This is a genomic window from Arcobacter aquimarinus, assembly GCF_013177635.1.
In the GTDB taxonomy this organism is placed as follows: domain Bacteria; phylum Campylobacterota; class Campylobacteria; order Campylobacterales; family Arcobacteraceae; genus Aliarcobacter; species Aliarcobacter aquimarinus.
On record NZ_CP030944.1, the window covers coordinates 106,329 to 120,758 of the forward strand.

The 14,430-nt window shown below is 26.1% G+C and carries 16 protein-coding genes; 6 read left to right on the forward strand and 10 right to left on the reverse strand.

Annotation, left to right across the window (positions count from 1 at the left end):
- Positions 1-12: 12 nt before the first annotated feature.
- From AAQM_RS00525 to AAQM_RS00545, 5 genes are read right to left on the reverse strand one after another with little or no spacing between them, the layout of a single operon-like run.
- Positions 13-1,044, reverse strand: a complete 1,032-nt coding sequence (locus tag AAQM_RS00525; RefSeq protein WP_129095233.1) for a glyceraldehyde 3-phosphate dehydrogenase NAD-binding domain-containing protein — start codon at positions 1,042-1,044, stop codon at positions 13-15.
- Between the two features lie 56 nt (positions 1,045-1,100).
- The gene (locus AAQM_RS00530; RefSeq protein WP_129095232.1) at positions 1,101-1,799 is read right to left on the reverse strand and encodes a pirin family protein; all 699 of its coding nucleotides are present in this window, start codon (positions 1,797-1,799) and stop codon (positions 1,101-1,103) included.
- Between the two features lie 3 nt (positions 1,800-1,802).
- On the reverse strand, positions 1,803-2,567 hold the full coding sequence (locus tag AAQM_RS00535; RefSeq protein WP_129095231.1) for a DODA-type extradiol aromatic ring-opening family dioxygenase: 765 nt from the start codon (positions 2,565-2,567) through the stop codon (positions 1,803-1,805).
- A gap of 5 nt (positions 2,568-2,572) precedes the next feature.
- Positions 2,573-3,124, reverse strand: coding sequence for a YceI family protein (locus tag AAQM_RS00540; RefSeq protein WP_129095230.1), 552 nt, complete (start codon positions 3,122-3,124; stop codon positions 2,573-2,575).
- A gap of 17 nt (positions 3,125-3,141) precedes the next feature.
- Positions 3,142-3,594, reverse strand: coding sequence for a MarR family winged helix-turn-helix transcriptional regulator (locus AAQM_RS00545; protein ID WP_129095229.1), 453 nt, complete (start codon positions 3,592-3,594; stop codon positions 3,142-3,144).
- A gap of 149 nt (positions 3,595-3,743) precedes the next feature.
- Here AAQM_RS00545 and AAQM_RS00550 point away from each other — a divergent pair, with 149 nt between their 5' ends.
- The 6 genes from AAQM_RS00550 (at position 3,744) to AAQM_RS00575 (ending at position 9,020) form a co-directional block, all read left to right on the forward strand.
- Complete coding sequence (locus AAQM_RS00550) at positions 3,744-4,850, forward strand: pyridoxal-phosphate-dependent aminotransferase family protein (protein ID WP_129095228.1); 1,107 nt, start codon at positions 3,744-3,746, stop codon at positions 4,848-4,850.
- A 5-nt stretch (positions 4,851-4,855) separates the two neighbouring features.
- Positions 4,856-5,701: an ATP phosphoribosyltransferase regulatory subunit gene (locus tag AAQM_RS00555; RefSeq protein ID WP_129095227.1), complete on the forward strand. Its 846-nt coding sequence runs from the start codon at positions 4,856-4,858 to the stop codon at positions 5,699-5,701.
- A gap of 2 nt (positions 5,702-5,703) precedes the next feature.
- Positions 5,704-6,954, forward strand: a complete 1,251-nt coding sequence (locus AAQM_RS00560; protein WP_129095226.1) for an adenylosuccinate synthase — start codon at positions 5,704-5,706, stop codon at positions 6,952-6,954.
- A 4-nt stretch (positions 6,955-6,958) separates the two neighbouring features.
- The gene (locus AAQM_RS00565; protein WP_129095225.1) at positions 6,959-7,510 is read left to right on the forward strand and encodes a DUF507 family protein; all 552 of its coding nucleotides are present in this window, start codon (positions 6,959-6,961) and stop codon (positions 7,508-7,510) included.
- Positions 7,511-8,629 (forward strand): glutamine-hydrolyzing carbamoyl-phosphate synthase small subunit, encoded by a 1,119-nt coding sequence (gene carA / locus AAQM_RS00570; protein WP_129095224.1) that lies wholly within the window; start codon positions 7,511-7,513, stop codon positions 8,627-8,629.
- 82 nt (positions 8,630-8,711) lie between these two features.
- Positions 8,712-9,020, forward strand: coding sequence for a hypothetical protein (locus tag AAQM_RS00575; protein ID WP_129095223.1), 309 nt, complete (start codon positions 8,712-8,714; stop codon positions 9,018-9,020).
- A 41-nt stretch (positions 9,021-9,061) separates the two neighbouring features.
- Here the strand turns inward: AAQM_RS00575 and AAQM_RS00580 are convergent, their stop codons facing one another.
- From AAQM_RS00580 to AAQM_RS00600, 5 genes are read right to left on the reverse strand one after another with little or no spacing between them, the layout of a single operon-like run.
- Positions 9,062-9,535 carry a phosphatidylglycerophosphatase A family protein gene (locus tag AAQM_RS00580; protein ID WP_129095222.1) on the reverse strand — a complete coding sequence of 158 codons (474 nt, stop codon included), beginning with the start codon at positions 9,533-9,535 and terminating at the stop codon, positions 9,062-9,064.
- A gap of 8 nt (positions 9,536-9,543) precedes the next feature.
- Positions 9,544-10,434, reverse strand: a complete 891-nt coding sequence (locus AAQM_RS00585) for a response regulator (protein ID WP_129095221.1) — start codon at positions 10,432-10,434, stop codon at positions 9,544-9,546.
- Positions 10,431-11,555: a bifunctional 2-C-methyl-D-erythritol 4-phosphate cytidylyltransferase/2-C-methyl-D-erythritol 2,4-cyclodiphosphate synthase gene (locus tag AAQM_RS00590; protein ID WP_129095220.1), complete on the reverse strand. Its 1,125-nt coding sequence runs from the start codon at positions 11,553-11,555 to the stop codon at positions 10,431-10,433. Before AAQM_RS00590 ends, AAQM_RS00585 begins: the two co-directional genes overlap by 4 nt.
- Positions 11,556-11,612: 57 nt before the next feature.
- Positions 11,613-12,434: an HDOD domain-containing protein gene (locus AAQM_RS00595; protein ID WP_171920631.1), complete on the reverse strand. Its 822-nt coding sequence runs from the start codon at positions 12,432-12,434 to the stop codon at positions 11,613-11,615.
- Positions 12,435-12,449: 15 nt separating this feature from the next.
- Positions 12,450-14,429, reverse strand: a complete 1,980-nt coding sequence (locus AAQM_RS00600) for a hypothetical protein (protein WP_171920632.1) — start codon at positions 14,427-14,429, stop codon at positions 12,450-12,452.
- Position 14,430 lies beyond the last annotated feature (1 nt).

Consider the following 14,430-nt stretch of genomic DNA (forward strand, 5'->3'; position numbering starts at 1 on the left):
GCAAGTATTTTTTTACTTGCCTTTTTTTATTTTTTCGTAATATTTTAAAATCTCAACAACTTTTGAAGCATATCCCCATTCGTTATCGTACCAAAGTAGAAGTTTAATCATATTATTTTTTACTTCTAAATATCTATGGTCAATTATTGTTGTAAATCTCTCTTTTTTAAAGTCACTTGAAACTAAAGGTTCAAAGTTATTTAAAACAATAGGAAATTTCTGATTTTTTTCAAAATCTAAAAAAAGTTTTGTTATTTCTTCTTTTGTTGAAGTTTGTTTTGTAAATAAAGTCACATTTATAGCTCCAACTGTATCCGTTGGAACTCTAAGAGAGTTTGAGCTAATCAACTCTTTATTGAATTTTTCTAAAACATAAGAGCAAGCAGTTATAGTTGTTGTTTTATTTGGAATTATATTTTGAGTAGAAGACCTTCCAAATTCAAAGTTACAATCAACTTCTCTAGTTGGGCTTCCAACAAAACTTCCATCTAAAACTCTTTGATGATTTAAAAGAGGGTGAATAGTCACAATATCCCCACATAAAATCTCTCTTTTTTCATCAACTAATTTTAAAGCTGGAAGTAGAGCAGTTGCATTACAAGAGCTTGTAGAGATGATTTTATGGCTTGTTGGATTGAGTTCTTTCTCATTTGCTCCTAAAATCACATTTATATCTGCATCTTTATTTGGGTGAGTTAAAAAAACAGCATTTACAGGGAGTTGTTTTAACAGATTTATATCTTCTTTTTTTCCACTTGAATCAATAATAATATCAATATCTTTTAAATCAATTTTATTTAAAGAATCAACATTTGTAATTTTGATTTTTGATGTTGAGTTTTTTATAAAATTGTTTTCAATAATTTTAAATTTATCAGCAAGTTTTCCATAAGTTGAATCATAATTTATAGAATAAACTAAATTTTCAATATATGGATTTATGTCATTTATTATTGTTATTTCAAATTTCTTATGTTCAAGAAGTTGTTTTAAAACAGCTTTTCCAACTCTTCCTGCACCATTTAAAAGCACTTTTATACTCATAATCTAACCTATACTAATTTTATTGATGCAAGTATAGTTTAATTTTATTTATATACTTATTTCTTTGGCATTTCTATAAACAAAATATGACTATTTGAGATGGGTTTTATCATTAGTTTTTTTTCATCAACTATTTCCATCGCATCACCATTTGCTAAAATTTCATCATTTATTTTTGAACTTCCCTCAATTTGTACGAAATAAATTTGTCTATTCTCTTTTATTTCAAACTCTAAATCTTTATCTGATTCGCTAACATAAATATTTACATCTTGATAGATTTTTATATCAGCATTTCCATTTTGTGAAGAAACAATATTCAATAATCTGTTTTTTCTTTCATTCTCTTCAAATTTTTTTGAGCCATAAAGTCTTGGAAGTTCAGCTTTTGGAGGGAAAATCCAAATTTGTAAAAGTCTTAAATCTTTACTTTTATGAAGATTGTGTTCACTATGATAAATACCATCTCCAGCACTAAGATATTGAACTTCACCTCTTTTTAAAGTTTCACTATTTCCCATAGAATCTTTGTGAGTTATCTCTCCATTTACAACATAAGAGATTATTTCCATATTTGCATGTGGATGAGTATCAAATCCTGACATAGGATGCACTATATCATCATTTAAAACTCGCAAAACACCAAAGTTTATATTATTTGGATTTCTATATTCAGCAAAACTAAAATGAAAACGGCTCTCTAACCAACCAAGATTTGATGTTCCCATATTTTCTTTTAGTAATTTTTTTAACATAATTTATCCTTTGAATATATAACTTTCCATAGAAATAGCACGATTTAAAATTTCATTATTAAATCCGATTCCTACATAATCAAAACTTGCACCTAATGCTACAAAAAGTGGTAAAAAATGTTCATAACTTGGATGCATTTGATAAAAGTTTTCAATTTTCTCAAACTCTAAGATTTGTGAAATATCACCATTTTTGAGTATGGTTTTTATTTTTTCATTAAATTTTATTACTAAATTATCTGCTTCTTCAAATGGATTATAAGAGACATTTCGTAAATTGTGAGTGATAGAACCACTAGCAATTATTAAAGAATCATCTCTTATATTTCTTAGTTTTTCACCTATTTTTAAAAGTTCTTTTGCTGAATAATCAAAAGGAAGTGAAATTTGAATTACTGGAATATTAATTTCTTTAAACATCATATAAAGTGGAGTCCAAACTCCATGATCAAAACTTGTTCGATTTTTATCAATGCTTGGATTAAACTCTTTTAGAATTTCAAGTAAATGATTTGTAATGTTAATATCACTTTTTATTGGATATTTTATTTTATAAAGTTCTTCTTCAAAACTATAAAAATCATACATTAAATCTTTGGCTAAAGGATTAATGATTTTTAATCCTTTAGTATGCCAATGAGCAGATATAACAACTATATATTTTGGTTTCTTAAACTCTTTTGTAATATTTTTAAAATTAATTTTAGTTTTCGAGTCTACCAAAATTGTATTTGGTGCACCATGTGAAATAAATAGTGTTGGATTCATTTAAATTATTTTGCCAATTTACCTTGAACATCAATTACAAGTTTTACTTCATCAGAAACAGCAACTCCACCTGTTTCTAAAACTTTATTCCATGTAATTCCAAAATCACTTCTTTTGATTTTTCCACTTAAAGCAAAACCAGCTTTATCTCCCATAATCCCACCATTATCTAAATCTAACTTAATATTTTTTGTTACACCTTTCATAGTAAAATCACCATAAATTGCATCATTTTCAATTTTTGTTGATTTAAAAGTAATTTTTGGGAATTTTTCAGCATCAAAAATATCATCAGCTTTTAAGTGAGCATCTCTTTTTTCATTTGCTGTATTTATTGAAGAAACTGCTATTTCACCATTTAAAGATTTTAATGTATTTGTTTTTTCATCATATTCAAAATTTCCAGTAAATTCATTGAAGTTACCAGATACATTTGTAATCATCATGTGTTTAACTGTAAAACCTACATTTGTATGTGAATTATCAATATTATAATTTCCTGCAAATAATGCACTTGAAACAACAAGTGAAGCTAGTCCTAATTTAATTAATTTCATTTTTTTCCTTTTGTTTGTTAGTTTGCTTTGTAAATTTTGTCTAATAAATCATATAAAGTATTTAGCTCTTCATCACTTAAAACCTCTAAAGCTATTTTTAAATTTTTCGCATGATTTGGAAAAACTTGTTCTATTATTTGAGTTCCTTTTTCTGTAATTGATAAAATAGAAGCTCTATTATCATTTGGATCTTTTATAGAAGTAATCCAGTTATCTCTTAATAAATTTTTAATAACAACAGTAGTATTTCCAGGTGTTCCCATAGTAAGTTTTGTGATAGAACCTATATTTAAATTACCTTTGTGATATAAAACTTCTAATACTTTAAACTGATTAAATGTAAGGTCATGTTTTGATAAATAATTAACGGTTAAGTGATTTAATTTTAAATTTGTTCTTTCTAATTTAACAACAGTTTTCATAGCTTTATCTGTTCTTTTTCCATAAGATTTTAACGGTTTATTATTCATTTACATACTCCTTGTCGAAATTATATTACTAATTAGTAGTAATGTCAAGAGCTTTTATATTAATAGGGAATACTTAACCTTTTCATAATGATTTTTTAGATAAAATGTTTCGTTTTGCTATAAAAGAATGAAAATATAAGGATAATGAAATGCTATTAACACCAGGTCCAACTCCTGTACCAGAATTTGTTAGAAAAGCAATGTCAGATGTTACTATACATCATAGAACTGAAGAGTTTGAAACTATTTTTAAAAATACTAGAGAATTATTATTAGAATTATACGGAATGCCTGAAGTTGTAATGTTAGCTTCAAGTGGAACAGGTGCAATGGAGGCTTGTGTTACAAATTTAACACATAAAAAAGCACTTACAATTAATTCAGGAAAATTTGGTGAGAGATTCGGAAAAATTTGTTCAGCTTTTGGTATAGATTATACTGAAATCAAAAATGAATGGAATACTCCAGTATCTGTTGAAGCAGTAGTTGAAGCTATTAAGAATGATTCTTCAATTGATGCTATTTTTATTCAAATTTGTGAAAGTGCTGGTGGATTAAGACAACCAGTTGAGCAAATTGCTGCTGAGGTTAAAAAAATCAATAAAGATATCATGATTATTGCTGATGGAATTACAGCTGTTGGTGTTGAGAAAATTGATGCTACAAATTTGGATGCTGTGGTTACTGGAAGTCAAAAAGCTTTAATGTTACCTCCAGGTCTTGCGATGATTGGTTTTTCAAATGAAGCAGTTGCAAAAATTGAGTTAAAACCAAGAGGTTACTATTTTAATCTTGCAACAGAGATTAAAAAACAAAGAACAAATACAACAGCATGGACAGCAGCAACTACACTTATTATTGGATTAGGTGCAATTTTAGAAAAATTAAAAGCTGATGGATTTGAAAGTTTATATACAAAAACAGCATTAAGAGCAAATGCTACAAGAGAAGCGTTAAAAGCTATTGGTTTTGAAATTTATCCAAAAACTCCTGCAAACGCTATGACAACAGCTTATACTGAGCAATCAAGTGCAATTAGAAAAATATTAAAAAATAAATATAATGTTAATATTGCAGGTGGTCAAGACCATTTAGCTGGTAAAATTTTTAGAATTAATCACATGGGATTAGTTGAAGATTATGAAGCATCTTGGGCAGTTAATGCAGTTGAGTTAGCACTTGATGATTTAGGTATTAGAACTTTTGATGGAACAGCAAATAAAGTTTTTGCATCAAATATGTTTAAAGGAAATTAAGAATAATGATTTTTGAACACGAAATTCCAAAAGGTAGTCGATTATACTTTGGTTCAACAGCTAAGAAAAAAAGAGTATTAGAAAACAAAGTTTGTGATATTTTGGATAATTTAGGATTTGAAGAGATTCTAACACCAAATTTTTCATATTCTCAACATCAAGCTATTGAAAATGATAAGAAATTAATAAAATTTTCAGATGAGCAAAATGAACAAGTATCTTTAAGAGCCGATTCTACTTTGGATGTGGTAAGAATAATTACTAAAAGATTGGGAAGAACAACAACTCACAAAAAATGGTTTTATGTTCAACCTATCTTTACTTATCCTTCAAAAGAAGAGTATCAGATTGGATGTGAGTGGATAGATCATGATAATATTGCTGATATTATGAACTTAACAGCAACTATTTTAAAATCATTACAAATTGAACCAATTTTGCAAATATCAAATATTAATATTCCTAAGTTAGTATGTTCAGAGTTAAATATAGATTTGGAATTATTAAAAAATGGTGAAATAGCAGCACTATTTAAATTAAATTGTGACTGGTTAAATAAACTTCTTAAAGTTAAAGATATAAAAAGTTTAGAAAACGTTATAGAAGTAGTTCCAAATAATATAAAAAGCGAACTTGAAAAGTTACTTCAAAAAGCAAAAGAGGTGGATTATTCAAATATAATAATCGCACCACTTTATTATGGAATGTTAAGGTATTATGATGGCATTTATTATAGGGTTATAAGTGATAATTTAACTTTATGTAAGGGTGGAATGTATTCTAGTGAAGGTATTAGTTCATTAGGTTTTGCATTGTACAGTGATAATTTATTAAAAATTTTAGAGGATTAAGAATGAGGGCAGATGTAATAGTTGGTATCCAATGGGGAGATGAAGGAAAAGGTAAAATAGTTGATATGCTTGCTCAAAAGTATGATATGGTTTGTAGAAGTCAAGGTGGACACAATGCAGGTCATACAATTTGGGTTGATGGTGTTAAATATGCTTTACATTTAATTCCTTCAGGAGTTTTAAATCCAAAAGCTATAAATGTAATTGGAAATGGTGTAGTTTTATCACCTGAAAATATTATCAAAGAGATGAGTCAATTTGAAAATTTAGAAGGAAGATTATTTATTTCTGATAAAGCACATTTAAATCTACCATATCATGCTTTAATTGATCAAGCAAAAGAGAGATTAAAAGGTGATAAAGCTATTGGAACAACTGGAAAAGGAATTGGCCCTGCTTACTCTGATAAAATAAATAGAGTTGGACATAGAGTTGGAGAATTATTAGAACCTTTAAAATTAACAAAATCAATATTAGAATATTTTGAACAAAATAGAGCAATATTTGATGTATTACAAATATCAACTCCTGATGAAAGAGCATTATTAGAAGAATTGACAAATTATAGTGAAAAATTAAAGCCGTTTATTACAAATACTACAAATATGGTTTGGAAAGCATTAGATGAAGGTAAAAGAATTCTATTGGAAGGTGCTCAAGGAACTATGCTTGATATTGACCATGGAACATATCCTTATGTAACTTCATCTTCAACTGTAAGTGCGGGTTCTTGTACAGGTTTAGGGTTAAGTCCTAAAGATGTAGGAATTGTAACTGGTATTACAAAAGCATATTGTACAAGAGTTGGAAATGGTCCATTCCCATCAGAAGATTTTGGTGATGAGGGTGAAACAATGGCTCAAGTTGGTAAAGAATTTGGAACAACTACAGGAAGAAAAAGAAGATGTGGTTGGTTTGATGCTGTTGCTGTTAAACATGCTGGAAGATTAAATGGATGTGATCAATTAGCACTTATGAAACTTGATGTTTTAGATGGATTTAAAACTATAAAAATTTGTGTTGCTTATGAATTAAATGGAGAAAGAATAGATTATGTTCCTTCTAGTTTAGATGATGTTAAAGCAATTTATGAAGAGATTGATGGATGGGATAGTGTTGTAGGAATTAGAGACTATGATAAATTACCAATTAATGCAAAAAAATATATAGAAAAAATAGAAGAAGTAACTTCTGTTAGAGTTGGAATCGTTTCAACATCTCCTGAACGAGATGACACTATTATAAGGGGGTAAGAGGATGAGATTAAAATTACATCATACGCCATATGTCTCTAGAAGAATTACAAGAGATTTAGCTAGCTGTGACTTTGTTGAAGTTAGAAAAGATAAAAGTAGTATAGAAGCAGAAGTTGAAAAAATACTTGATGCTGATATAGAAAAAGAGTTTGCTTTAGATGAAAAAGTACAAGAAATTTTAGATGCCCAAGAAGAAGAGATAGAGTACTTAAATGCAGATAGAAGACAACTTTTTTGGATGACTAAAAAAAGATTAGCAAATGATTTTGGAGTTATTCTAAATAATGAAGATAGATTTTCAGATATTGCTCACAAAATATTAGATTATTTATGGGAAGAAGATTTTATACATTATACTTGTTCTGATAATCAAATTAAAAATGTAATATTTGCTTCTTTAGATGATTTTATAAAAGGTTTTGAAAAAGCAGATAGCGAAGTAATGTCTAAATTAAAAAATTATAAAAGAAAATTGATACCTGGTACTGAAGACTATGATTTGGTTTATCACAGATTATATGAAGAAGAATTAATAAAAAGAGGATTGATATAAATGCAAAAAGTATGGATATATTTAGAAAATGGGACTTTTTTAGAAGCGAAATCTTTTGGTGCAACAGGTACATCTGTTGGAGAAATAGTTTTTAATACATCATTAACTGGTTATCAAGAAATTATCTCAGATCCTTCTTATGCTGGTCAATTCGTAACTTTTACTATGCCAGAAATTGGAAATGTTGGAGTAAATGATGACGATATGGAAAGTAGAAAGTGTCATTGTAAAGGTGTATTAGTTAGAAATTATCACCATGAATATTCAAATTATAGAGCTCAAAATGATTTGGATTCATTACTAAAAGAGCATGGTGTTTTAGGAATATGTGAAATTGATACAAGATATTTAACTAAAATGATAAGAGATGAGGGAGCTATGATGATGATAGCTTCAACTGAAATCTCTTGCAAAGATGAATTAGCAAAACAATTAGCTGCAAGTCCTAGAATTGAAGATATTAATTATATTGAAATCGTATCTACAAAAGAGTCTTATGTTCACAAATCAGGTGCTTGGAATCATGAAATAAAAGCATATAACAAAGCAGTAATGAGTGATAAAAAAGTTGCTGTAATTGATTTTGGTGTAAAAAGAAATATTTTAAATGAACTTGTGAATGTTGGTTTAGAAGTTGAAGTTGTACCTTCTTCTTTTAAAGGTGAAGATTTAATTGCTAGATTTGAAGCTAAAGAAATAGGTGGAGTATTCTTATCAAATGGACCAGGAGACCCATTAACTTTAGTAAATGAAAAAAAAGAAGTTCAAAAATTAATAGAAGCGAACATTCCAATATTTGCAATTTGTTTAGGACATCAAATGCTTTCTATTGCACATGGATATGACACATATAAATTAAAATTTGGACAACATGGTGGTAACCATCCAGTTGCTAATAATGGAGTTGTTGAGATAACAGCACAAAACCATAACTATAATGTTCCTGATAATATTACTGAAATTGCAGATGTCACACATATAAATCTATTTGATAATACAATTGAAGGTGTAAAGTATAAAAATAAAGAGATTTTTTCAGTACAACATCACCCAGAAGCTAGTCCAGGACCACATGAATCAAAATATATCTTCAAACAATTTGCAGATATAGTGAAGTAGATAATTACTTTATTGATTATTTATACATGATTAGTTCACATTTTTATTGTATTATATATCAATTTAAAATAAAGGATTAATTATGAGAAATAGTATAAAATTGCTTGTTTTATTTTTTATTGTTTTTTCAAGTAATTCATTTGGAGACAATAAAAAAAATAAAGATTTGCCACCCGGCTTACAAAAAAAAGTTGAAAGGGGTGGGGAGTTACCTCATGGATGGAAAAAGAAATTAAGAAAAGGTTATACCTTAGATAATAATGTTTTTTCTCATGGGGTTATTTTAAAAGGAAGATATCCATCAGTACCTGGAACTTCTGTATATAGAATAGATGATAAAATAATAAGATTATCAATTGCAACAAGAGAAATAATTGATATTTTAAAATAGAAATTAAAAATTAACAGTAAGTTACTTACTGTTAATTTTAATTAAGAGAAGTAGAAATAAATTTGATAAAGAAGTGATGCAAATATTCCTCCAGCAACACCCGCAATAAGATCATCCCCCATTACACCCCATCCACCAGATACTTTTTCATCAATTTTCCCAATGATAGAAGGTTTCCAAATATCAAAAATTCTAAATCCTATAAATGCTAAAATAGCCATAATTATGAAGTTTGATTCATTTATTCCACAAATAGATAAAGCTATCCACATACCAGCTAATTCATCAATTACAATCTCTTTTCCATCATGAATACCTGTTTCTTTTTCATAAATATCTATTTGTTTAACTGCAATGACTGTAATTAAAATAGCTAACATAAATAAAGTTGAAACATGTAGAAATTGAAGTAAAAAAACACCTAAGATTAATGAAACAAAAGAACCAACAGTTCCAGGTGCTTTGGGACTTAAACCACTAAATCCAACTGTTAAAAAAAACTTTCTAAAATTCATAACATTACCTACTTTTTCTTTTCAATATCTAGTTTTTTTCTTTTTTCCCAAAGAGATTTTCTTGAAATTCCTAGTTTTTTTGATAATTCTGTATCAGGATATTTATTTTGATAAGAGATAACCATCATTTTCACGTAATCATTTATAGTCATGATATTTGCATTACCAAGCAGTATTTTTTCATCATTAAACTCTATTTTTCTAAAAGGAAATTCATCTTCTACTTCTAAACTAGAAATAACACAATTTTTATCTTCAATAATTTTATGTAATTGTTCTTTCATATTTTTTTTCAAAGAGTGATAATTTGTTAGATAAATGATAACCTTACGCGATATAGAATTTAACTCTTTTAACCAATTAGAAGAAGTTAAAGAGATAAAACAAATTGGTAAATCTATTCTTTTAGATAGTTCAAAAACCAATTTATCTGCACATTTTTGAGAATTAGTTTCTATCAATGTTGGAAAAGATGATGGTAATAAAATATCACTTGTATCTATATCTTCCATAGTAAAATTAAAATACTCTCTTAGTGTTTGAAGTTCTCTTCGCATACTTCTACACTCTTTATAATGATAAATTTTTCTTACAAGCTCGTCCATTATAAAAGGCTTCATAATATAATCTTTTGCACCATCTTTTATAGGGTTAGTAACTGTTTCATCCGAGATATAAGATACAAGAAGTAAAATAATAGAAGTATCGCAATATTTTTTTATAATACTTTTACATAAACTAGATGGCAAAGAAGTAGAAAGTAGCACGGTATCATAATCTTTTGTTAGATTGTCAATGTTAGGTGATTCTATATAATCACAGCTATGCCCATCATCAAGTAATCTTGAAACTACTTTTTGAGCTAAATAGATTTCATTTTCGATAATTAATATATTCATTTTTGTTTCCAATTATAATATTTCAATGTTGCTATACTTTGAACAGCTAAACCTTCCGCACGACCTATAAATCCCATCTTTTCAGCAGTAGTAGCTTTTATATTTATAAACTGTTTTTCAATATTCAATAACGCAGATAAAGAATTTTTTATTTCATGTTTAAAAGGATTTATTTTTGGTTTCTGAGCAATAATTGTTGTATCAATATTTACAATTTCATATCCAACATTATAAATAAATCTAACAATATGTTCTAACAACAATTTTGAATCAATTCCTTTATACTTTAAATCAGTATCAGGGAAAAATTCACCAATATCTCCAGCTCCACAAGCTCCCAATAGTGCATCAATAATAGAGTGTATTAAAACATCACCATCACTATGTGCTTTAAATCCATAATCATAAGGAAGTTTAACTCCACCTAAAAACATCTCTTTATTATCTTCAAAAGCATGTATATCAAAGCCTATTCCTGTGAAGAAATTATTTGAAGGTTCTTTTAAGCAAGGAAGTTCTTCTAACTCATTTCCAAGAGTAAGTTTTTTACTTTCATTACTTCCTTGAATATATTTGATTGTTCCATTTATTGCTTTTATAGCTGAACTTTCATCTGTAAATTCAGTATTAGTATTTAAGGCTTTTTTTAAAGTTGAAGTTAGGGAAAGTTGAGGAGTCTGGATTAGTTTAACTTCATCGCGATTAATAGTATTTGTTTCATAAATTACTGTATCAGTAACATTTAAAATAGGAACAATGCAATCAGCACAATTTTTTTGGTCTAAAAGATTTTTAATTACATTTTGGGGAATACAAGCACGTGCTACATCACTTATCATTACATATTTTGTTGTTACAAATTCTAATGAGTTTAAAATAGATTTTTGTCTAGTCTCCCCACCTTTTACAAAAGTAAAATCATCAGTGAAGTTTTTCATATAGTTTAATTCATCTTCGTGAGAAGCTACAATAATTTTTGCAAAATTTGAAAAAGAAGCCAATCTTTGTGTAACATTTAGCCATAAAGGAATATTATCTATTCTTATCCATTGTTTTTTTGTTTTATGTTCAAAACGTGTGGAATTACCAGCGCAAAGAACTATAAGTGTAACATCTAACAACAAAACCCCTTTGTGTAAAAAAGTTACAAATTATACAATAATTTTACTTATCTTTGCTTAAGTATTCTCTTCTATTACAGCTTTTATAACATCAATAGAATTTAAAAAATTTTCGACATCAAAATTATAAAGTGCCACTTTTTCTAAGGCTTTTTCAATATTTTTATCACTAAGTGGATATCTAACATCACACAATATTTTAATTATTTGGAGAATTTGTGCTTTTTGTTGAAACTCTTTTGGACAATTTTCTATATCTTCAGCAAAAGCAATAGGAAATATTATATTATGGCTCAATTGCCAATTCTTGAAGATATTAGCTGTAATTCTAGCACAGGTAAAACCAGTAAATGTTTCTTCACAATAACTAGTATCTTTTGTTTCTTCTAATTCTTTTAAGAATTCTTCAGTTTTTTTCTCGTTTTGTATGGCTTGAGAAATTACAAATTTACCAATTTCTTGTAGAAAAGCAGGAAGTAATAGTTCATTTTTTAAATCAAAATTTATTGTTGAAATCCAAGTATTTACTATATTTGTGGCTAAAGAACAACTAAATAAAAAGTCATCATTAGTAACAGCATACGCAAGAAGATTTGATTTTATTGATTCATTAATTGAAGAACCAATAGCAATAGAAATAGCAAATTTTATTCCTAAAAGATTTATCGCACGACTAAGTGTTTCTACCTTACTTCTAAATCCAAACATACTAGAATTTGCTACTTTTAATATATTTGCAACAATTAAAGGATCTTTTTTTAAAATTTCTAAAAGTTCTTCTACATTTGTACTATCTTTTTTTCTAAAATTATCAAGTTCTATTATATTATTTGGTAAAGGAGGCAAATTATTAATTTGATTAATTATATGTTTTTTCATTTCAATCCTAAAATATTAATAATTTAGTTCTATTTCATCATCATCAAGATAAAAATTTAATTTTTTTTGATTAAATATTTCAATAATTGTTGAAATTTGAAGTTTAATTATTTCAGAATAATGATAAAAAATTGTATAAAAATTATTTTCATTAGATTTTGGAATTAAAAATTCTATATTAAAATTGGAATTTATATTAATAATTTCTTTTTTTAAATCATTTTCTAAAATTATTGTTTCATTATTCTGAGTTAATAAAACTTTACATAAATTATAAAAAATTTTCTCTTCAATAAAATTAGTTGAAATTTTTTCTATTTCTTTAAAATCTCTATTTTCATTGAAACTTTTATCTTTCAATAAATCAAAAAAATGTGATATATCTTTTTCTTTTTTTATTAAGAATTCTTTTATTAATTTACTTTCATTTGTTATTTCCAAATTTTTAACTATAAGTTCTTTATTTTTAGAGTAAATTTTATCATTACTATAATTCCCACTTAAAAAAAGGAAAATTACATAAAAGTTTTTTGATTTATTAGTATAAGAAATATTTGATGAATATAATAGAGATAAATTAAGATAAATTCTTGAATATATAGATACAAGATGCGAATTAAAACTATTTTGAAGAGTATATGACGCAATTTTTGAAAATAGTTCGTCTAAATTATCATCAAGGGGTTTATTTAAAAATTTTTTTATAAAAAGATTAAAAATTGCTAATTTAAAAAATTCTAAATAATCATTTTTTATTATATTTGAATCAACTAAAATTTGTGCAATATGAATAAAAGTGTAAGATTTTATTTCCGAAACAAAAAACAGTATTCTATAAATAGTCTCTAGATTTTTGTTATCAAAATTTTTATTAGATAGAATGAAATCATTTATTACTTCTTGATATGTGTATATTTTATTAGAAGAAGAAAAATTGTAATTGTATAAAAAAGATTTAATTAAAATTTTTTCAAATTGCTCAATACTATTAGGAATCTTCTCATTTTCATCTATAGAAAATTTCTTATAGTAAGTTTTTACTATTTTTTGAAAATATTCATTATTAAAATAAAAATCTATTTTTTTGTTCTTCAATTCTTTTATCATTTTCAAAAGAAGAATAGAAGCATAATTTCTAAATTTAAAAAACTCTAAATCTTTATCTATATCTTTTTCATATCCAAAATTATTATTACTTGATAAAGTAAAACCATCTTCTTGTTTTTCAAGAGATAATAAATAATTTTTGAAATAATCATCTAAATCATTGTTTTTTAAAGTGATGTTTTCCAAATGTGAAAAATAATAAAGATATTTTCCTTGTAAGTTATTTATTTTACAAAGTTCATAATCATCAAGCTGTATAGTGAATTTTATTATATTTATAGTTTCTGTCATTAGTTCAATAATTTCAAAAATATCAGATTTTTTTATCATATTTATTGAATAACTAGCGATTAATTGAATTAATGTTTTTAATAAAATAATGTATGAAGTAAATGTTACAAAAAAAAGCTTTTTATTTGTGAAAAACAAATCTTTTAAATAGCTTTCATAAAACCTAAAAATTTCACTTATAGGTTGTAAATCATCTGCATTTGATATGTTCAAAATATTTTTATTTGTTCCAATAGAAGTTATAAAAATTATCAAATTTATTTCATTTGTAAAATCAATATTATCATTGTCATTTATTAGATTATGGAGTTTTTTATTTAAAAAATCATTTATTTGTTCTTTAAAAAATATATTATTTAAAAAAAGTGATTCTATATCTTTTGGTATCTCTTTTTTTTCCATAAAAAGATTGAGAGTATAATTTATAATATATAAAAAACTTTTTTCTGTGGAACTGATAAGTTTATTTTCATTTTCTAAAATAGAGTATTTTTCAGTTAAAAAATTTATTTCTTGTATGTTTGATTGATATTGTAATTCCTCATTTGTAAATAATGAAAAATTAGAGGTATGATTATTATTTTCATTTTGAATCATT